At 59.4% G+C, this 20,115-nt stretch carries 12 protein-coding genes and 4 pseudogenes; 11 read left to right on the top strand and 5 right to left on the bottom strand.

Annotation, left to right across the window (positions count from 1 at the left end; genetic code table 11):
* The first annotated feature begins 480 nt into the window (after positions 1–480).
* From Q4610_RS10445 to Q4610_RS10405, 9 genes and pseudogenes are all read left to right on the top strand, one after another.
* Positions 481–1,623: an acyl-CoA dehydrogenase family protein gene (locus Q4610_RS10445; protein WP_304536065.1), complete on the top strand. Its 1,143-nt coding sequence runs from the start codon at positions 481–483 to the stop codon at positions 1,621–1,623.
* A gap of 79 nt (positions 1,624–1,702) precedes the next feature.
* Entirely contained in the window at positions 1,703–3,763 is a 2,061-nt protein-coding gene (locus Q4610_RS10440) for a 3-hydroxyacyl-CoA dehydrogenase NAD-binding domain-containing protein (RefSeq protein WP_304535890.1), read from the top strand.
* Between the two features lie 193 nt (positions 3,764–3,956).
* Positions 3,957–4,088: pseudogene (locus tag Q4610_RS10435) on the top strand (transposase); the annotation flags it as partial.
* Positions 4,089–4,483: 395 nt separating this feature from the next.
* Positions 4,484–6,811 (top strand): enoyl-CoA hydratase-related protein, encoded by a 2,328-nt coding sequence (locus Q4610_RS10430; RefSeq protein ID WP_304535889.1) that lies wholly within the window; start codon positions 4,484–4,486, stop codon positions 6,809–6,811.
* A gap of 1 nt (position 6,812) precedes the next feature.
* Positions 6,813–7,814, top strand: a complete 1,002-nt coding sequence (locus Q4610_RS10425; protein ID WP_304535888.1) for an NAD(P)H-dependent flavin oxidoreductase — start codon at positions 6,813–6,815, stop codon at positions 7,812–7,814.
* A 9-nt stretch (positions 7,815–7,823) separates the two neighbouring features.
* Positions 7,824–9,056, top strand: a complete 1,233-nt coding sequence (locus tag Q4610_RS10420) for an acyl-CoA dehydrogenase family protein (RefSeq protein ID WP_304535887.1) — start codon at positions 7,824–7,826, stop codon at positions 9,054–9,056.
* A gap of 167 nt (positions 9,057–9,223) precedes the next feature.
* A pseudogene (locus Q4610_RS10415) lies at positions 9,224–10,154 on the top strand (IS3 family transposase).
* Between the two features lie 288 nt (positions 10,155–10,442).
* A pseudogene (locus tag Q4610_RS21815) lies at positions 10,443–10,532 on the top strand (transposase domain-containing protein); the annotation flags it as partial.
* Between the two features lie 1,169 nt (positions 10,533–11,701).
* A complete protein-coding gene (locus Q4610_RS10405) occupies positions 11,702–13,438 on the top strand; it encodes an N-acyl-D-amino-acid deacylase family protein (protein WP_304535886.1) in 1,737 nt (578 codons plus the stop codon).
* A gap of 18 nt (positions 13,439–13,456) precedes the next feature.
* Here the strand turns inward: Q4610_RS10405 and Q4610_RS21880 are convergent.
* Positions 13,457–14,266 (bottom strand): annotated as a pseudogene (locus Q4610_RS21880) (transposase domain-containing protein); the annotation flags it as partial.
* A gap of 244 nt (positions 14,267–14,510) precedes the next feature.
* On the opposite strand from Q4610_RS21880, the gene Q4610_RS21735 reads away from it, so the two are divergent.
* Entirely contained in the window at positions 14,511–14,675 is a 165-nt protein-coding gene (locus Q4610_RS21735) for a hypothetical protein (protein ID WP_336622866.1), read from the top strand.
* A gap of 221 nt (positions 14,676–14,896) precedes the next feature.
* Here Q4610_RS21735 and Q4610_RS10390 read toward each other — a convergent pair whose 3' ends face one another.
* The 4 genes from Q4610_RS10390 to Q4610_RS10375 all read right to left on the bottom strand — a co-directional run bounded on the left by Q4610_RS10390 (position 14,897) and on the right by Q4610_RS10375 (position 18,164).
* Entirely contained in the window at positions 14,897–15,361 is a 465-nt protein-coding gene (locus Q4610_RS10390) for an Lrp/AsnC family transcriptional regulator (RefSeq protein ID WP_304535884.1), read from the bottom strand.
* Positions 15,358–15,816 carry an Lrp/AsnC family transcriptional regulator gene (locus Q4610_RS10385; RefSeq protein ID WP_304535883.1) on the bottom strand — a complete coding sequence of 153 codons (459 nt, stop codon included), beginning with the start codon at positions 15,814–15,816 and terminating at the stop codon, positions 15,358–15,360. The genes Q4610_RS10390 and Q4610_RS10385 overlap by 4 nt, the downstream gene beginning before the upstream one ends.
* 93 nt (positions 15,817–15,909) lie before the next feature.
* Positions 15,910–16,989 (bottom strand): phosphotransferase family protein, encoded by a 1,080-nt coding sequence (locus Q4610_RS10380; RefSeq protein WP_304535882.1) that lies wholly within the window; start codon positions 16,987–16,989, stop codon positions 15,910–15,912.
* Between the two features lie 2 nt (positions 16,990–16,991).
* Positions 16,992–18,164: a hypothetical protein gene (locus Q4610_RS10375; RefSeq protein ID WP_304535881.1), complete on the bottom strand. Its 1,173-nt coding sequence runs from the start codon at positions 18,162–18,164 to the stop codon at positions 16,992–16,994.
* A gap of 69 nt (positions 18,165–18,233) precedes the next feature.
* Between Q4610_RS10375 and Q4610_RS10370 the strand changes: the two genes are divergently transcribed.
* Positions 18,234–20,045: a TonB-dependent receptor gene (locus Q4610_RS10370; protein WP_304535880.1), complete on the top strand. Its 1,812-nt coding sequence runs from the start codon at positions 18,234–18,236 to the stop codon at positions 20,043–20,045.
* Positions 20,046–20,115 lie beyond the last annotated feature (70 nt).

Raw genomic sequence — 20,115 nt, 5'->3', positions numbered from 1 at the left:
CATCGATACCCAATCCTGCGCGCGATGATCGGAATGTGCTGCCCGGTGGCGAAGAAGTGCAAGCCGTTATGGGGTTTGTCGCCCGGAACCGACCGCTTGGTGTCGGTCACGGCAGCTGGATCGCGACGCTGCGCGACAGGATGATGACGGGCGCCTTGGGGATACGGATGAAGGGTTCGTGTTTACCGCTGACCTGTCGATCGACTTTCCGGGCTCGGCCGCGCTTGGCAATTGGCCGCACGGGAGGTCGCAGATCATCGTGCGCGGATGACCGACTTGTGCCGCGTTGCAGCGCCGGCTGCGGGCACCAAACTGACGAAGGGGGACGAGTCTTTCGCGCAAGGGGCAGTTGACCGGCCAAGGCGCCGCGCACCGCCCAAATATCCGTCCGGATGCCCTGATTATCATCGAAGGCACATCGTGCCCTTAACAGCAAAGCACCGTGGGCTGCCAGCTCATGTGGCAGACAGGAGAATGAAGATGCTCGATCTCAATGGCCGGACAGCCTATGATGAAAACCACACGATGTTCCGCGACACGGTGCGCCGCCTGTTCGAGCGGGAACTGATACCTCATCTCGACAAACATGAAGAAGACGGGATTGTGGGCCGGGAGTTCTGGCTTGCGTGTGGCCAGGCTGGGCTTCTTTGTCCCACGGTCAAGGCAGAATATGGCGGTCTGGGACTGGACTTCGGGTATAACGCCGTCGTCGCCGAAGAGCTGGCCTATGCCGGCTCGTCGGCTGGCATCACCCTTCAAAGCGACATCGTTGTCGAATATATTGAAGTCTACGGGTCCGAGGAGCAGCGGCAGAAATATCTGCCCAAGATGGTGGCGGGTGAGTGCATCACCGCCATCGCCATGACCGAACCGGGGACCGGATCGGATCTTCAGGCCGTGCGCACGACTGCGGCCAGGGATGGTGATCATTATGTGATCAACGGGTCGAAGACCTATATCACCAACGGCCAGAATGCAGACCTTGTCATTGTGGTGGCAAAGACCGACCCGACCAAGGGCGCCAAGGGCATCTCGCTGATTCTGGTCGACGCCGACACGCCCGGTTTCAGCCGCGGCCGCAACCTCGACAAGATCGGTCAACATTCGGCCGACACTTCGGAACTGTTCTTTCAGGACATGCGCGTGCCGGTCGACAATCTGCTGGGCGAAGAGGGCAGGGGCTTTGGCTATCTGATGAGCCAGCTGCCGCAGGAACGTCTGTCCATCGCAATTTCGGCGCAGGCTTCGGCGCAGCGAGCGTTTGACGAAGCGGTCGAATTCACCAAAGGTCGCAAGGCCTTCGGTCAGACGGTATTTGATTTCCAGAACACCCGCTTCGTGCTCGCTGACCTCAAGGCGCAGCTCCAGGTCGGTTGGGCGCATGTCGATTGGGCGCTGCGCCGTCATCTCGTCGGGGAACTCACCACCGCCGAAGCGTCGGCAGCGAAGCTGTGGCATACGGAAATGCTCTCGCGGATCGTGGACGCCTCGCTTCAGCTGCACGGCGGCGCCGGTTACATGAACGAATATCCGATCGCGCGCTTCTGGCGCGACTCGCGCGTGACCCGCATTTTCGGCGGCACCAGCGAGATCATGAAAGAAGTCATCAGCCGATCGATCTGATCGGTCCGCAGCTGTTCGCACTGGGACCGCGTGCGAAGCGTAATTATCATCGGCGCAATAGCGCAAGAAGGGCGACTATATGACAAACGTGGCATCTTTGACCGTCGAGGACGGCATCGGGATATTGACCATCGACTCCCCCCCGGTCAACGCCTTGGGGATCAATGTGCGCCGGGCCCTGCATGACGGGTTCAATAGCCTTGCGGCTGATAACGCCGTCAAGGCGATTGTGTTGATCTGTGGCGGGCGCACGTTCTTCGCCGGCGCCGATATTAGCGAATTCGGCAGCGAACCGGTGCGACCGCATCTGGGCGACGTGTTCGAAGCGATCGAGAATGTCGGCAAGCCGGTCGTAGCTGCGATCCACGGCACGGCACTTGGCGGCGGCCTGGAAACGGCGTTGATCTGCAATTATCGCATTGCAGTGCCATCGGCCAAGGTCGGTCTGCCGGAAGTCAATCTGGGCCTGTTGCCGGGTGCCGGTGGCACGCAACGACTGCCACGCATCGTCGGCCCTGAAATTGCCCTTGACCTGATCATCTCGGGGCGTCCGATTTCGGCCAAGCAGGCGCTGGAATATGGCGTCATCGATGCGCTGGCCGAGGAAGGCACGCTGCGCGAGGACGCGATCGCATTTGCCCGTACTGTCGCCGACAAGCCGCCCGTCCGCGTGCGCGACCGTGACGACAAAGTCGCGCCTTATCGCGGCAAACCTGAGTTGTTCAGCGAGTTCCGCAAGAAGAACGCCCGTGCGTTTCGGGGTTTCAAGGCGCCTGAAAATATCATCAAGGCAATAGAGGCTGCCGTCGAATTGCCATTCGACGAGGGCATCGAGCGTGAAATGGAACTGTTCCTCGAACTCGAACCCTCGATCGAAAGCCAGGCTCAGCGTTACGCCTTCTTTGGTGAGCGTGAAACCAGCAAGATCCCGGACGTGCCGTCGTCCACTCCCACGATCCCGGTTAAGTCCGTGGGCGTCATCGGTGCCGGCACGATGGGTGGCGGCATCACCATGAACTTCCTTAATGTCGGCATTCCCGTAACGCTCGTGGAAATGAACCAGGCCGCGCTGGATCGCGGCGTTGCGGTCATCCGCAAAAATTACGAGAACAGCGCCAAGAAGGGCAAGCTCACCATCGAGCAGGTCGAAAAGCGCATGGCGCTGGTCAATCCGGTCATCGGAATCGAGGCCCTGTCCGATGTCGATCTCGTGATCGAGGCTGTGTTTGAAGAAATGGCGATCAAGAAGGAGATATTCTCCAAGCTCGACCGGATCGCCAAGCAGGGCGCTATCCTGGCGACGAACACCAGCTTCCTCGACATTGACGAGATTGCGGCTGTCACCGGGCGGCCCGAGTGGGTGATCGGTCTCCACTTCTTCTCGCCCGCCAATGTCATGCGCCTGCTCGAAGTCGTGCGCGGCGAAAAAACCTCCATCGAAGTCATCGCGACCGGCATGAAGCTGGCCCGCCAGATCGGCAAGGTGCCGGTGCTGAGCCGCGTGTGCTGGGGCTTTATCGCCAATCGCATCATGGCCAAGCGCGCCATTCAGGGCGACGCCCTTATCCTGGAAGGTCCGACCCCGCAGGAAGTCGACAAAGTCATCTATGACTATGGCTTCGCGATGGGCCCCTTCCAGATGAGCGATCTGGTCGGGCTGGATGTGATCGGCCGCGATAGCGCTGAGCGCACAGTGGCGGGCGATCTCGTCAAGCTGGACCGGCTGGGCCAGAAGAAGAATGGCGGCTATTATGACTATGATGAATCGCGCAAAGCGACCCCTTCGCCTGTCGCGGCCGAGATCATCGCTGACTTTGCCAAGGCTAAGGGGATCGAGAACAAGGGCAAGCAGAGCGACGAGGAGATTCTTGCGCGTCTGCTGTATCCGGTCGTCAACGAAGGCGCCAAACTGCTTGACGAAGGCATCGCGCTGAGAGCATCCGATATCGATATGGCTTCAATCCTGGGCTATAACTGGCCGGTCTATACTGGTGGCCCCATGTTCTGGGCTGACACTGTCGGCTTGCCAAAGATCGTGGCCAAGCTGCGGGAATATGAGGCCAAATATGGCGCGGAATTCACGGCTTCCCCGCTGTTGGTGAAACTTGCCGAAGAGGGCAAGAGCTTCACGCGCGGCTGACGGGCGGCCCGCGTCGAGATGACAAGAGGGCGGCGGTGACGTCGCCCTCTTCTTATGGGGCCAGTTCCAGCCTGTGGCCATTCCCTGTGCCGGCTGGCAACGGGCTGGAACTCCAGCGAAGGGTATGATGGCCCCGATTTTCGGCGATGAAATCGTTATGAGGGAGAAGGATGATGACTGCGCCAGACGTCATCCGATTGATGGCGACAGGCCCTACCTGTGGATGGACGCGACCTATATCAACGTGCGGCGGGCCGGTCGCATGGTGTCGGTCGTCGTCATCATCGCCATCGGCCTCACGAGCGATGGCCGGAGCGCGGTGCTTCTCGATTGGTGCAGATCACTGGACGGCGTCATCAGCGTGACTGCGCAGATTATGTCCGACATGTATAAAAATGAAGCCGTATGGGGCATGTTGGAAACGGACGGGGTGTGACCGTCCGCTTTGCGGAGTCCGCAGGCAGCGCGGCGTACGCCTAGAATATCGCGCCATAGCCCTTTGATGCGCTCGGCGCTCACGCATGGGGTAAATATCTTCAATCGACCAATTAAGCTTGCGCGTGTGCGGGGTTTTTTGTACTCGTCCACCAACATTTGATGATGCAACGGCCTGGTCATTCTGCAAGCGCCCAGCGCTCGACAATTATGAGGGGCAGTCGAGGCGTGGTTAACCCAAGATGACGAGCGGGTCGGGGCTAAGCAAGGTGATAGGAGAAACGCATGACGGGTGAATCCCTCGATAGGATTCCGGTGATCATCGCAATCGGCGAATTTCTTGAGCAGCCTGCCGATCCGGCTGAGGCGCGAGAGCCGGTTGACTTGATGGCGCAAGCGCTGCGCGCGGCAGAGCTCGATGCTGGCGTCCCCTTGCTGCCGTCGATCAATTCCATCGAACTTGTCGGTCAGGTGAGCTGGCGATACAGCGATCCCGTCAATCTTCTGTGTCACAGGTTGGGCATCAAGCCAGCGCGCGCCATCAACGCCAGCATGGGCGGCGAGACGCCCATTCGCCTCATTCATCAGGCAGCACTGCGCATCGCCAAAGGCGAAAGCCAGGTAGCGGCGGTCGTCGGGGGAGAGGCCGTCAGTGCGCTGAACAAGGCGCGCAAGGCGAAGGTCAAACTCGACTGGCCGCCCCTCGCGTCACGCGAGGACACGGTAAAGCTCGACTTTGAAAAGCTGCCATTGAGCCGCTCGGCCAAGAAAGCGGCTGCGACCGATCCGGTCCATATCTATCCGCTTTACGAAAATGCACTCCAGGCCGCGAAGGGCCAGACCCCTGCGCAGGGCACCGCAGAGTCCGCCGCCTTGTGGGCGCGTTACGCCGCTGTCGCGGCCGACAATCCCTATGCCTGGATCCGCACGGCACCTTCTGCCGAAGATATCGGCACGCCATCGGAAAGCAACCGGATGGTGAGCCATCCTTACCCCAAATTGATGGTAGCCAACCCCAACGTCAATCAGGCGGGCACGGTGATTGTCGCCAGCCTTGCCTGGGCGCGCACAGCGGGCATAGCCGATGACAAGATCGTCTATATTCATGGCGGCGCGGCGGCGCATGAGCCGGGCGATTACCTTCTGCGGGACGGTTACGACCATTCGACCGCGCAGCAGGCGGTGCTCGAACGCGCCGTCGAAGTGGCTGGCGGAGACGCGGGTGTTTTCGATCTGGCGGAACTCTATAGCTGTTTCCCGGTCGTTCCAAAAATGGCGATGGCGACGCTGGGGCTGCGCGAGGATGTCGAGCCCACGGTTGCGGGTGGCCTTACTTTCTTTGGCGGCCCCTTGAATAACTACATGACGCACGGCGTCTGCGCGATGGTGCGTCGGCTGCGCAGCGGTGAGGGGAAGGTTGGCCTCGTCTACGGGCAGGGCGGCGTAGTGTCGAAACATCATGCGCTTGTCCTGGCGTCCTTCCCTGCCACAACGCCTCTGGACGAGGAGTATTCGGTCCAGGACAAGGCTGACGCGCTGCGCGGTCCGGTGCCTGAACTGATCGATGATTATGCCGGTCCGGCCGAGATCGAGACGTTCACCGTGCTATATGGCCCCACAGGCCATGTGCGCCACGGGGTGGTGATCGCGCGCAACCCGGACGGCGCGCGCTTGATCGCGCGCGTCCGCGCTGACGATGAAATCTCCCTCGCGCTGCTGACCAGCACCGAACAATCGCCAGTCGGCGCCAAAGGATATGCCCGGATCGATGCGTTCGGCAATCTGGTCTGGGAGGCTGGCGCGTTGCGGGATCGCAGGGCCGTGCCCAAGAAATTCTGCACGGTCGAGCGCGATGGCAAGATTACGATAGTTACGATCAATCGCCCCGATTCGATGAACTCGCTGCATCCCTTTGCCAATGAAGAGCTGAGCGAGGTTTTCGACGAGTTTCAGGCGGACCCCGATCAGTGGGTCGCCATTCTGACCGGGGCGGGCGATCGTGCTTTTTCGTCCGGTAACGATCTGAAATTCACGGCCACCGCCATGGCGCGCGGGGATCAGGCCCCCATGCCGACCAAAGGCTTTGCTGGCCTGACGTCGCGATGGGACTTGTCGAAGCCGGTGATCGCTGCGGTCAATGGCGTCGCGATGGGGGGCGGTTTCGAGATTGCGCTGGCTTGCGATCTTATCATCGCGTCGCGCAACGCCGTGTTCGCGCTGCCGGAACCGAAGGTAGGGCTGGCCGCTCTCGCCGGGGGGCTGTTGCGATTGCCGCGGCAGATTGGCCTCAAGCAGGCCATGGGCATGATCCTGACAGGACGGCGTGTTTCAGCGGAGGAGGGGCTATCGCTCGGCTTCGTGAACGAAGTCGTGGAGCCCGATGACCTTATTGCAGCAGCGCGCCGCTGGGCCGAGGAGATCAGCGCGTGCAGTCCGATGTCGGTTCGCGCATCGAAGGAAGCGGTTTTGCGTGGTCTGGAAGAGGATCTGCAAAGCGCATCCATGAGCCAGACTCGCTATCCTGCCATGGGTGCGTTGTTCCGGTCGAATGATATCAAGGAAGGACCGCTCGCTTTCGCGCAGAAGCGTGCTCCGCAATGGAAGGGCCATTAACATGATCAAGACACGTTTCACCGAAATGTTCGGCGTCGATCACCCCATTGCCCAAGGCGGCATGATGTGGGTTGGCAAGGCCGAACTGGTCGCGCCTGTCGCCAACGCCGGCGCGCTGGGCTTCCTCACCGCGCTTACGCAGCCGACGCCCGAAGCACTGACCAAGGAAATCGCGCGCACGCGGGAGATGACGGACAAGCCGTTCGGCGTGAACATCACCATTCTGCCCTCGATCAACCCGCCGCCCTATGCCGAATATCGCCAGGCGATCATCGAGGCTGGCATCAAGATCGTCGAAACCGCAGGCTACAAGCCGCAGGAACATGTAGATGATTTCAAGGCGCACGGGATCAAGGTGATCCACAAATGCACCGCAGTGCGGCACGCTTTGTCGGCGGAGCGAATGGGCGTGGACGCCATCTCGATCGATGGGTTCGAATGCGCCGGCCATCCCGGCGAAGATGATATCCCCGGATTGATCCTGATCCCCGCCGCTGCCAACAAGGTCAAGGTGCCGATGCTCGCTTCGGGCGGCTTCGCCGATGGCCGGGGGCTCGTCGCCGCGCTTGCGCTGGGCGCGGACGGCATCAACATGGGCACGCGCTTCTGTGCCACACAGGAAGCGCCGATTCACGAGAATTTCAAAAAAATAATGGTGGAATCCGACGAGCGGGCCACTGACATCATTTTCCGGACCTACAAGAACAGCGCGCGGGTGGCGCGCAATGCCATCAGTCAGGAAGTCGTTCGGCTGGAGCGGGAAGGCCGCCCGTTCGAGGATGTTGCGCATCTGGTCAAGGGCGCGCGGGGCCTTGAAGGTTTGATCAGCGGCGATACCGATCATGGCATCTGGACGGCGGGTTCGGTCGTTGGGATCATCAACGATATCCCGACGGTCAAAGGCCTGATCGACGGGATCATCGAGCAGGCCGAAGCGCTTATCCGCCAGCGCCTGGAAGGCATGCTGACCACATTGGAAAACCGCAGTTCACAAGCGGCCTGAGGAACTGACATGGATCTCAAATGGAGCAAGGAGGAATTGGCCTTCCGGGACGAGGTGCGCAACTTTTTCGCGGAGAAGTTGACACCGGCATTCCGGGACGGCGGCAGCCTGATGACCAGCGTATATGCCGATCATGATATCGGCATGGCTTGGCAAGCGGTGCTCAACGAAAAGGGCTGGGCCGCACCAAGCTGGGCCGTCGAACATGGCGGTTGCGACTGGTCGACCCTACAACATTATATCTTTTCCCGCGAGCGCGTTGCGGCGGGCGCTCCGCCGGTGTCGCCGATGGGCGTCCACATGGTCGCCCATGTCATTGCACGCTTCGGCACGGATGAACAGAAGGCGTTTTTCCTGCCGCGCATCCTGACGGGTGAACATTTCTGGTGCCAGGGCTATTCTGAGCCAGGTTCAGGGTCGGACCTTGCTTCCTTGCAGATGAGTGCGGTTCAGGATGGTGACGACTTCATCTGCAACGGGTCCAAAATCTGGACCACCCACGCAGGGGAGGCCAACTGGATTTTCTGCCTCGTGCGCACCTCACGCGATGGAAAGCCGCAGCAGGGCATTACCTTTCTGCTGATCCCCATGGATACGCCTGGCATCGAAGTCAGGCCGCTGGTTATGACCTCGGGGGAAAAGATCCAGAACCAGGTCTTCTTCGACAATGTGCGTGTGCCGAAAAGCAATGTGCTGGGTGAGGTGGACAAGGGCTGGACGGTTGCGAAATATCTACTGGAGTTCGAGCGTGGCGGCGCGGCCTATGCGCCCGAACTTCAGGTGCGGCTTGGTGAGATTGGCGAAGCGGCTGCGCGCCAGCCGGGTGACGATGGCGAGGCGTTAATTCAAGATCCGATCTTCGCAGCGAAGCTGGCAACCGCCCGGATCAGGACCGACGTGCTGGAGATGTTCGAGTTCCGCATCATGTCTGAAGCATCCGCCGGGGGCAGCGTCGGCATATTTTCTTCCGTGATAAAGATTATGGGCACAGAACTGAGCCAGCATGTTACCGAGTTGGCGCTGGAGGCAGCCGGGCCGCAAGGCGCCGTCTATCAGCCGCACGCAACCAGGCCTGGCGGCCCGGTAGTGGACTATCAGCCGCCCGCCGATGGCTACGTCTCCGGGGAAATTTGGCAGGCGATCGCGCCACTGCGTTACATGAATGAACGCGCAGGCTCGATCTATGCCGGATCCAACGAGATCCAGCGCAACATTCTTGCAAAGACGGCACTGGGTCTTTGACGCCTTCCCTGGCCCGGTGCGGGGTCGGGCCGGGAGGCGTTTGATCCCGCTCCAGCACCGATCGTGATCAAGGCCGCTACTGGGTTCAAAATGGCGGCGGGGGAAAGGATGGGATGAACCGCGCCGGGTTTGTCGGCGGCTTCAACTCTTGAGTAGATGGAGCCGATATGAGCAAGACGACGAACAAGTTTGCGCCGGAGGTGCGCGATCGAGCGATCCGGATGGTGCTGGATCACGAGCGGGATCATCCATCGCGCTGGGCAACGGTTGTATCGATTGCCGAGAAGATCGGCTGCTCGCCGCCGACGCTGCATGAGTGGGTGAAGAAGGCTGAGGTCGACAGCGGCAAGCGCGCGGGCGTTCCTATTCGCCGAGAACTTCGCGGTCTACGGCGTGCGCAAGGTCTGGCGGCAGATGATGCGGGAAGGCTTTCCGGTCGCCCGCTGCACAGTCGCGCGGTTGATGCGCGAGATGGGCTTGGCAGGGGTGATCCGGGGCAAACCGGTGCGCACAACTATCAGTGGCAAGGCGGCGCCATGCCCTCTCGATCACGTCAACCGCAGGTTCTACGCACCAGCACCGAACATGCTGTGGGTGTCGGACTTCACCTGCGTCGCGACCTGGGCGGGGTTCGTCTATGTTGCCTTCGTTATCGATACCTATGCTCGGCGGATTGTCGGTTGGCGGGCCAGCAGAACGGCCCATGCCAGCTTCGTGCTCGATGCTCTGGAACAGGCGCTTCACGATCGACGGCCGGCCCATCGGGGCGGCCTCATCCATCATAGCGATCGCGGGTCGCAATAGGTCTCCATCAAGTACACCGAGCGCCTCGCCCAAGCTGGGATAGAACCCTCGGTCGGCAGCGTCGGCGATAGCTACGACAACGCTTTGGCCGAGATGATCAATGGCCTTTACAAGGCCGGGGTGATCCACAGGCGTGGACCATGGCGCAGCTTCGAAGCCGTCGAATATGCCACGCTCGAATGGGTCGACTGGTTCAACCATCGTCGGCTGCTGGAGCCCATCGGCAACATCCCGCCTGCCGAAGCCGAAGAACAATATCATGCTGCCGCAGACAACATCGATATGGCAGCGTGACTCACAACCCAATGCCTCCGGCAATCCCGGCGCGGTTCAGATCGCTCAATCTCCAAGGCGCTATCCAGCAAACGAGCCAGTTCCCGCCATTTTCGTCGCTGATCGAAGATGCCCATCCCTTGACGATACGGCCGTAACCGATCCCGTTCAATCTGGGACCGCTCTCTCAGCCGTTTATGGGTTCACGTCCTAGAGTAGGATAGCCTATACCGACGACGGCAGCCTCGAGATCGACAACAGCCTCGCCGAGAACGCGCTGCGCGGCATCTGTGTTGGCCGCAAGAATGACTGGCCGATGTGCTTGGCCGTATCGGCAAGGGTCACCCCATCGACCGGGTGGACGAGTTGCTGCCATGGAACTGGAATGCAGAAGGCTGACCGGCTGTTCAAGCGAATTACCACAGACAATGTTTTCCAGCATTGCTGCAGAATGCTTCTCGCAGCCTACATATTTCTGGCAAGTCCAGTTTTCGCTGGAACGACCGCCTCGGCAATGAAGCCACCAATCGTTGGCCCTATTCCTGATGCTGGGACTGCCCAAGACATACCCGAACCCCCGCCCACCCAGACAATAAGTGATATAGAACGGCTGAGTCTCGCTCAACCTTGGAAGTTTGAGCCTAGCGGCGCTTTAAAGACGCCGACGGTAGAGATTGCAGGCGTTTCATGTGCAAAGAGCGCTTTTCGACATTTTGCATGCAAATATCAAATCCGTGTTCGGCAGTTCGGCGAAACAGAGTTCGGACCGTGGTAGCCCCGGCGAAAGGTATTCACTCAACTCGGGAATGATTGGGTGATGTTAAACGCGGAGGAACGGTGCTCCAGCATCGATCCAAAGAATTTGCCGGATTATTGCTTTCCGAACGAATGATGCGGGCAGTCAACGTTCGCCATTTTGTCGAGATCCGACCGGCAAATCTCCTCAAAAAACGCCATAGCCCGGACGCTTACGTGCAATCCGCACCGCCTCCTGCCTGAGGTCTTCTGTGTGCTTGATCATCGCGCTGGTCTCCTGTTGCGAGTTCCCATCGCTCAGGTGACCGGCGCAAATCCGTTACACGTCCAGGACTTCCATAACGCCGAAGGTGGGCATCCGGTGGCCGCCCGATGGCTCACTGCGCGTCTATTCAAGCTATTAGCACGGATCGAGTTTGGGATCTTTGCTGCTGGTTCGACCGCTTACCTCGCGCGGATCGACTATATCGGCCGCCTCCATCGCGGGTCGAGTCGGCAGATGGCGTTCTAACAGGGACGAAAGTTCGCCGCCCCACGGTTCATCGTAACGCGCCGCCAGCCCGATCCGCGATCACAGCGCATCTCCTGACATGAACGAGGTGCATATAAATTTATAACACCATTAATGCTATATGTGGATCTTATTATGTTGACAAATTACATATAGGCAATAATGTTCGAACTGATATAGCGAAAATATGCATGTTTTCGTGAGTGGTCGGTAGGGATGATGATGCTTAGAGCGGCCACCGCCGCAGGATCGCCCGGCCGATCCTGCGGTCGCATCCCTGATGCATTTTGGAGAGAGAACAATGTACGATTTGATCATCAAGAACGGCACTATCGTCGATGGCACCGGGGCGACCCGATTTGAGGGCGACATCGCGGTCCAGGATGGCGTGATCGCCCGGATTGACAGCGTGATTGAGACGGTCGCCTCACGGGTCATCGATGCCAAAGGTCAAATCGTAGCACCGGGCGTCATTGATCCGCACACCCATTATGACGCCGCAGTGCATTGGGATCCCTACTGCACAAGTTCCAGTTGGCACGGCAACACGACCGTGGTGGTCAGCAACTGCGGCTTCGGCTTTTCCCCGTGCCGGCCAAGCGATCGTGAGCGCTATATGCTGATGATGGAAAACACCGAACAGGTTCCGGCCGCGGCGATGCAGCGCGCCCTGCCGTGGACCTGGGAATCCTTTCCCGAGTGGATGGCGCACATGCGCAAGCTCAACAAAGGCATCAATCTCGCATCCTACATGCCGCTCAATTCGCTGATGATCTATGTGATGGGCCTGGAAGCCGCCAAGACACGCGCTGCGACCAAGGCAGAGCGCGCCCAGATGCGCGATCTTCTGAATGAGGCGATGGACGCCGGGGCGATTGGTTTCGCCATGTCGCATCTTGGTGTCTACAATAGCCACAAAGATATCGACTTCACGCCAATGCCGACCGACTCGATGTTTCCCGAAGATGCCGTCTATCTGGCGGAGGTGCTGCGCGAGCGGGGACAGGGTGTGATTCAATGCCTTGCCCAGCTGAACGCGGTTGTGAACAATAGTTTCCTGGTGGAGGAAATGGCCCGTGTTTCCGGTCGTCCGATCCTCCACAACGTCGTGATCGGCTTCGATTCCGCCCCCGAGCATCATGTCAACGTGCTCAAGTGGCTGGATAGCACCGTTGAACGCGGTCTCAACATCTATAGCCAGTCGCTGGTACATCGCTCCTGGGCCGAGTTCACGGCCTTGACGGTCGATACTCTGTGGCAGAACGTCGAACCCTTCGCCGAATTCAGCACCCACGTCGGTTCGGAAGCCAAGACCCGCGCTGCAAAAGATCCCGCCTTCCGGCAACGCGCGCGCAAGGCCTATGACCCGAATGTGATGTATGCCTCCGGCGGCCCGATCGAATCGCACAAGCTGGTTGACGCCAAAAGTTCACGCTTCGCGAAATATGAAGGGCAGCTCATTGCCGAGATTGCCAAGGCTGAAGGGACTGCGCCAATCGACATTCTGTTCGATATCATTGCGGATACCGAGGCGCATGCCGACTTCCGCACGACCGAAGCGACGACCAAGGATCCGGCAAAGGTCGACGCGATCCTGCGTCACCCACGTGTGCTGGCCGGCACGTCGGACGGCGGCGCCCATGTCAAGTTCAGCGACGGCGGTGTGTATGCCACCGATGTGATCGCCTGGATGGAGCGCGAGGAAAAGCGGTTCACGCTCGAAGAGCTGCACAGCCTGCTGTCGCAGCGTCCCGCCGAGGTCCTGGGTCTTGAGGATCGCGGTACGTTGGTCGAAGGCAAGGCGGCGGACCTTTACATCTATGACTACGAAAAGCTGGACTATAATCGCGAGCAGATGGACATCGTCCATGATCTCCCGGAGAACGACTGGCGTCGCGTGATACGCGCCCAGGGTGTCGAGTGGGTCGTGGTGAACGGAGAGCCTATCATGCACAACAGCGAGGCCACTGGTGCCATGCCCGGGCGGATGCTGGAGACAGTTCGCGATGATCGGTCGTTGGCCGAAGCCGCCGAGTGAAATTCTTCTTCAAATAACTCAAAAACCGCATTGGCGGTGAGTTGAGCAGTGACGGGAGTCTATCGGACTGCGGCTAAATGGTCGTCGGTTCTCTGCCTGGGGCTTTGATTCCAGCTGGCTTTTAGTGGAGAAGGCCAGCTGGATCGGCTCCTGTTCTTGAGATCTGCGGGAACGCTTGTGTGGTATCTGAAGCGTGGCGTTCGGCAGAGCGGCGGCGCGCCAGTTCCAGAGCAGCAGTTGGTGGGTACGGTTCTGGGTGATGTCTGCGATGGGGCTGAGCACATCGGCAAGCCAAGGCGGCGGATCGATGTCGTTGAGCTTCGTCGTGCCAATGAGGCTCAGCATGGAGGCGGTGCGCTGGCCGCCGTGATCTGAACCAGCCAATAGCCTTGATTTTCTTCCCAGGGCTATGACTCGAAGCGCCCGTTCCGCCGCGTTGTTCGTCAGGCAGATGCGGCCATCATCGAGGAATGGCGCCAGCGGCTGCGTGATCTTCTCGCAATCGCGACAGGAGAACTTCGCCCGAACGGTCTGGATCACATTCCACTGTCGGGGCACCACCTCGAGCGTCTCAGTGATATCCTCACCCAGCTTGCACAGCCGATCCGAACCGCAGCAGGGGCAGGCATCGGGCGCGGCGATGACGACCCGCTCACGTGGTAGATGTTCAGGCAAGGACTTGCGGGCGGGCCGCTTGCGCTCAAACAGGCCGACGTTGATCTTCGCCGCTGTCGGGGCAGCCAAAAGCTCATCTTCGCTGGCAGCGGTCTCGCACTCTTCAAAGGTCAGTTCCAGCTGGTCGAGCAGATGGCGCGTACGTTCGGAGCGCTAGCCAAAAAGTACCGGAATTCGTAGCTTCGCTGGGCATGCCGGGGTTTTTATCCGGCCAATGTCGGCCGCCATGTGGCCTGCGGATTACGCCAGTCGATCGCCTCCAACATGCAGGCCATCTGCTAGGGGGAGGTGGCAATCACGCCGTGGACGGCCGAAGGCCAGATATACTTCCTGCGATCGAGACGCCCTTCGACAAGCGCAGGAGAGCCTTGGCATAAAGCGACATGCCGACACCATCATGCCCGATGATCTCGCAGAAGTCGCTGCGGCGTCCCCTGAATCGGCACGGCGGGCAATCTCCGCCACGTTCGCACCGGCCGCCGAAACCGCCGCGACCAGTTCGCGCTTCTGCTGGTCGGTCCATACCCGCCGCCGCTCCGGCCCCGAAATTTCCGTGATCTGACTCATCGCACCGTCCTGAGTATCGGTGCAAACACCCGCCCTTGCACAGGTGCCATGTCAAAATATCAGCCGATCACCGCAAGGCGCCCCTCAACGGAGCGTTACGCTTGAGGTGAGCCTGAACACGGGAGTGACATGAGCGCAGCGCTGACATGCAACCGGCGGCATTGTGGTAGGGAAGATGAGTGGCAGTCTGGCTCGGCGCTATGACAATTCTCGGCATCAGTCCTTGGGGACCAGAATCAAGTCAAGGCGGTGCTTTACCACGTCGACAAATTCCACGACCTCCAATGCATCGATGCCGCTGCGTTTCTTCAAAGTGCCGTGGATGAAGCTTGCCAAAGCACCCCGGCTTTCGCACGCGACGATCAGCATGATATTGAAACGCCCCGCCGAGAGCGCGACGAACGAGACATTGTCGAGATCCTGAACCGAGGCGACGACATTGCGGACTTCTGCTGGTCGTGCTCGCAGGCGCACGATAGCCGACACTTTCACGCCCATGGCGGCCGCGTCGCAAACAGCCGTGAGCTTCACCTGCCGCTCATCGATCATGCGCGACAGGCGCTTGCGAACCGTCGCTTCGGACAAGCCCAGCGCCTTACCGACCTCGCGGTTACTTTGTCTCGCATCGCGGACAAGTGCCGCGATTATCTGCTCGTTTGTTTCATCTATCTGCGTGCTCATCGGTCGAGGACACCCAACCGCTTGTCCAGTTTCAGGATATTTCCGATCGGCATGACTTCGTACCCCGTGACACCATCTATTGTGGCGACGTCTCGCTCCATCATGTCCAGCAGATCCGCGAGGTTTTCGGCATAAAGGTGGAGCACGATATCGGGCTGACCGATCGCAAGGATGACAGCAACGACCTGATCGATCGACGCGAGATCCGACGCGACATCGGCGGGGCTACGTCCTTCCACCAGAATGTCAACCATGGCGTGTGCCTGGAATTCACTGATGTCCCGTTGCAAAATGATCCGCAATACGTTGCGCTCGTGAAGCGAACGGATTCTTGCCGCTACAGTGATTTCGGATAACTTGAGCTCGACCGCAATTTCGCGATTGCTCCGCTTCGCGTCGCCCTGCAGCAGAGCAATGATACCCAAATCGATATGGTCCAGGTCAGCGGCTGACACATTTCCTCCCTTGCAAGCACGCCATGCTGCATAAGCAACGAATGCCGGATCGCCAACATCCCGGCAGGAAAGGACCACGGCGCCGGCGCGAAGTCAGATCCGGGCTAATGCCCTCGACAACAGGTCGGTATGCAGTTCCGCCACCGACCGCGCGAGGGTTGGGCCCATCACATCGGCAAGCAGCACCGATACGCAAGCCGATGTAAAGCGCACATAGGCCTTATGATAATCCCAGTGAGTCACGCTGCGGCCCGCCTGCGCTTCGAAGCGAGCGATAAAATCCTGCTCGGATGGTACGCCCTCGACCTGCTTGTCCATGATCTGGAATATCTCCGAACAGAAGATCGTGAAAGCGAGGTCCAGTTCGCTGTGACCGAGCCTACTCAATTCCCAATCGAGCATCGCGCGAAACCGGTTCTCACCATACATCATATTGCCGAAGTTCGTGTCGCCGTGGACGAGGACGATCGGCGCATCGGCCGGCTTTCGGTCGGAAAGCTTCGTGGCGGCCCGGACCAGCAGTCCATCGAGCACCAGCGCAGAGTCGGTTACCCCGGAAACTTCCGTCATCCACCAGTTCAGATCGTTGTCGATCGGATGACCGTCGCCGCCTCGGGCGGCAAGATGCGGGACATCTTCGGCATCAAGGCCAGCGACCGCAAGCGCTGCGATAAAATCCGCAGCCTGCAGCATCATGTCGTGACGAGTGGCCGGAGAAACACTGGCCAACGGTCCTTGGGAATAAATGGCGGCTTTAGGAGCGTCGCCATGAAGGCGTTCGAGAATATAACCCGAGCGGCCCAATATCTGGCCTGCCTCGTCGATCCAGACGGGAAACGGCACCGGCAGCCCCCTCTTGGCGACCGCAGACAAAGTATGAAATTCGGCGCTGAATCGGTTCTGTTTAAACAATTTTTCGCCTGCCTCGTAACGCAGAACGAACTCACCCGAACGCTCTACCCCATCCTCGACATATTGCGCCTTGAAGAAAGTGATCCCATTGCTCGCGCCAGCGCCGTCCGCCAGTGTCTCCACATCGGAGAGCGAGACGGCCGACACGCCGCGCTGGGCCGACAGCAACCTGTGGATCGCGGAAGCCTCGATTGGAGAAAAGCGCTTTTTTGCCGCTGCGACCGCATGTCCGGCCGTGCCTTGAAGAGTGTTTTTGGACAAGGTCAAAGCTCCCCCAAGCCGGGCAATTTTCCCGTGAGTCTTGCTTGCCTTAGCAAGGTGTGCGGCCAGCCCTCATGATCTTCTCCACGATAAATGGGGCCATCTTCCGCTTGCCAATCCATGACCGAGCACCAGCACAGCGATCCCGTGAACGCTTCGAGTGCGGCTGTGCTTCGCGATGAGCCGACCAGGTTTACCACTCGGCCTTCTCGGTCGGTCATCTCCATCCGGACGCGAATCGCATGACCGTCTGGCCCTCTCGCCTCAACCGTTCGCTTAACCTTTTCGATCGGCACCACCGCGCCATCGCGCCAGATAAATCCGGCCGAGAAGAGAAGCTGGCCTTCAGGCGTCTCGAGCATCATCGCGTGAAAGCCGCCATTGCGCGTGGCGCCCCAGGCATAGGAATTATATTGCCCGGCATTGGCTTCGGGTCGGGTGCTCCACGTACGGTCTCGGCATGCGGGACCGTCTATCCGTACCTGCCGGCCTTCGAAGCGCAGCTCTCCCTTGGCCCACAGCAATTGGTCGAGGTGGCCGGTGCTCTCCCCCACTCCGATGGGCTGCGGCATCACAAGCGCTTCGAAATCAAGTTCGAATTCGAGATGCGGTGTGTCCGAGTAGCGCAGCCAGTAGGAACGGAGAGGCTCGCGTACCCCGAGCGCGGCCCCAATCTCAGGAAAACTCCCGTTCAGCAGGCTGAAGTCGGCCGCCAGCGGTATATGCTGGAAGTGTTTGGAATAGGGAAAGTCCCACGGGTTGGCCGAGGTGCCGTCCCATATGTAAATGCCGAGCGATGCCACGCCGAGATTGCGCCGGGTGAGCAAATAAAACCAGCCGCCGATGTCGCCGTCCGCGTTCGCGAATGCCCACCAGGATGTTTCCGCCCAATTGAGATCTTCCCGATTTGGGCTGTGGAGATCCTCGTCCGCGGGGTCAATCGCGCGGCTTTTCCCAATCGCCAGATCTGCAAGAACCTTCTTCGCTTGACCCATATTCTCTCTCCCGTCGAGCCTGCCGCCTCCGTGCGAGGCGGAGCCATGGTTACGGCCGGATTGCGGCAAACCGAGCCCCAGCACAGTGAACACCCTGTTCAAAAACGACAACAGAAAAACGCATAAACTCATTAATCGACTATTGAAATAAGATTTTTCGTCTCTAGGAAAATCTTTCAAGACGAATCATAGGGTGGCCAGCGTGGTCCGCCAGTCGGCAGCGCACAGGCGCGACAGAGAGGGAGAGCGATGAAACGAGCACTTTTGAGAACGACTTGCCTCGGCCTGATGATCTGCGGTCATACGGCAGCAGAGGCTGCGACCGACGGAGTCGAGATCGTCGTGACAGCGGAGCGCCGGTCGCAATCGGTACAAAAAGTCGCGGGCGCAATCACCGCTCTCGATTCGGATAAACTTCAGGATCGAGCCATAACGAGCATTGCCGATGTGGCCAGAACCGTTCCCGGGCTCAACTTTTCGGATACCAATGGAACCCCCCGCCTTATTGTCCGAGGCGTCGGCATGCAGGTCCTGACGGGCGTTGCCGAAGCCAATATCGCCCAGCACATCGACGGAATCTATCAGTCTCAGCCGACCATGCCGGGGCTTGAGAGTGTCGATCTCGAACGAATTGAGGTTCTGCGCGGCCCTCAAGGCACGCTTTACGGACGTAATGCCACCGGCGGCGCTGTAAACTTTATTTCGAAGAAGCCGACAAACATATTCGAAGGCGGGGTGACTGCCGGGATTGGCAGCTGGAAGGGCCGCAATGTCGATGGCTTCCTTTCTGGGCCGATTGTATCCGACGTTCTCGCCGGTCGGGTGTCTGCATACTTCGACCGTGATGAAGGCTATTACCGTAATATTGTGACGGGCGAAAATCTGATGGGGTCACGCCGATACGGCGTTCGCGGGGCTCTACGGCTTACGCCCGCAACTGATGTCAGCGTCGATTTGTCCGCTTATTACAAGAAGGACAGGTTCACGGGGCCTATTCAGACGCTGCTGAGGGGGGAGAATGATCTGGTCGCCCTGCTCGAGAACGCTGGAGTGATCGCGCCGGGAAGCGTGATCTCGACTACCCGGCCGAATGAAACGGCTGGCGAATACAGCCCTTTTGACGCGAAAAAGACTTGGGGCGCGACCCTGGACGTATCGGTCGATGCAAGCGATACCGTCAAGATCCGCTCGCTCACAGGTTATATCAAGCACCGCTGGGGGCCCGGCGCCTATGATACCGACGGAACGTCTTTGGCGATCGCAACGACCGGCAGCGTCGACAATCCGCGCGATTACAAGTCGCATGCGTTCAGTCAGGAGTTCAACTTTTCCGGCTCGGCCTTCGACGATCGCCTGAGCTGGATTGCCGGGTTATACTATTTTAGCGGGAAGCTCGATGCCGCGACCGACCTCTCGTTTGTCGATCCGCTGATCCAGGAACTGAACGGCGCGGGCTTCGGCCCCGGCGTCAAACTGACGCGGCTCATCCTCTCGATGCGGGAAAAGACGACTTCCTATGCTGCATTTACCGACCTTACCTATAGCCTGACCGACAGGCTGCGACTGAATCTTGGGGGGCGCTACAGCCACGATGAAAAAGTCTCGGTCCAGAGGACGGGGGTAGCCATCAGTTCAAACGGGGTAGCATCTGAAATCCTCACCTGCCCGTCTCCGCGTACCGAGCAGACGTTCGAACGCGTCAATGGCAAGGCTCGTCTAGAATATGATCTTGCACCACGCGTATTGAGTTACGCCCAATGGCAAACCGGCTTCAAGGACGGCGGGGTAAATATCACAGCCTGTGGCGACACGTTCAAGCCTGAAAGCTTGACATCCCTCGAGGGCGGCATCAAATCGACATTGTTCAATGGCGTCGTCACGGCCAATCTTTCGGTCTTCCACTATGACTATACGAACCTTCAGGTCCTGCTGTTCACCAGTTCGGTCCTCGCTGCGGTGGACAACATTCGCAAGTCGGAAACCGTAGGCGGCGAACTCGAGCTTACCTGGCCCAGTCGGCCCGAAGCTGCGATTTTGGCCATGTTGAAGAACAAAGATTGAACATGGCGATCTACCAGGCTCGCTCTTGTCCTCCAATCTCGTAAACATCGGTCTCGATCGAGCACCTGTA

This window comes from Sphingobium cyanobacteriorum (assembly GCF_030580935.1).
In the GTDB taxonomy this organism is placed as follows: domain Bacteria; phylum Pseudomonadota; class Alphaproteobacteria; order Sphingomonadales; family Sphingomonadaceae; genus Sphingobium; species Sphingobium cyanobacteriorum.
This window is presented reverse-complemented; position numbering and strand designations above follow the sequence as displayed.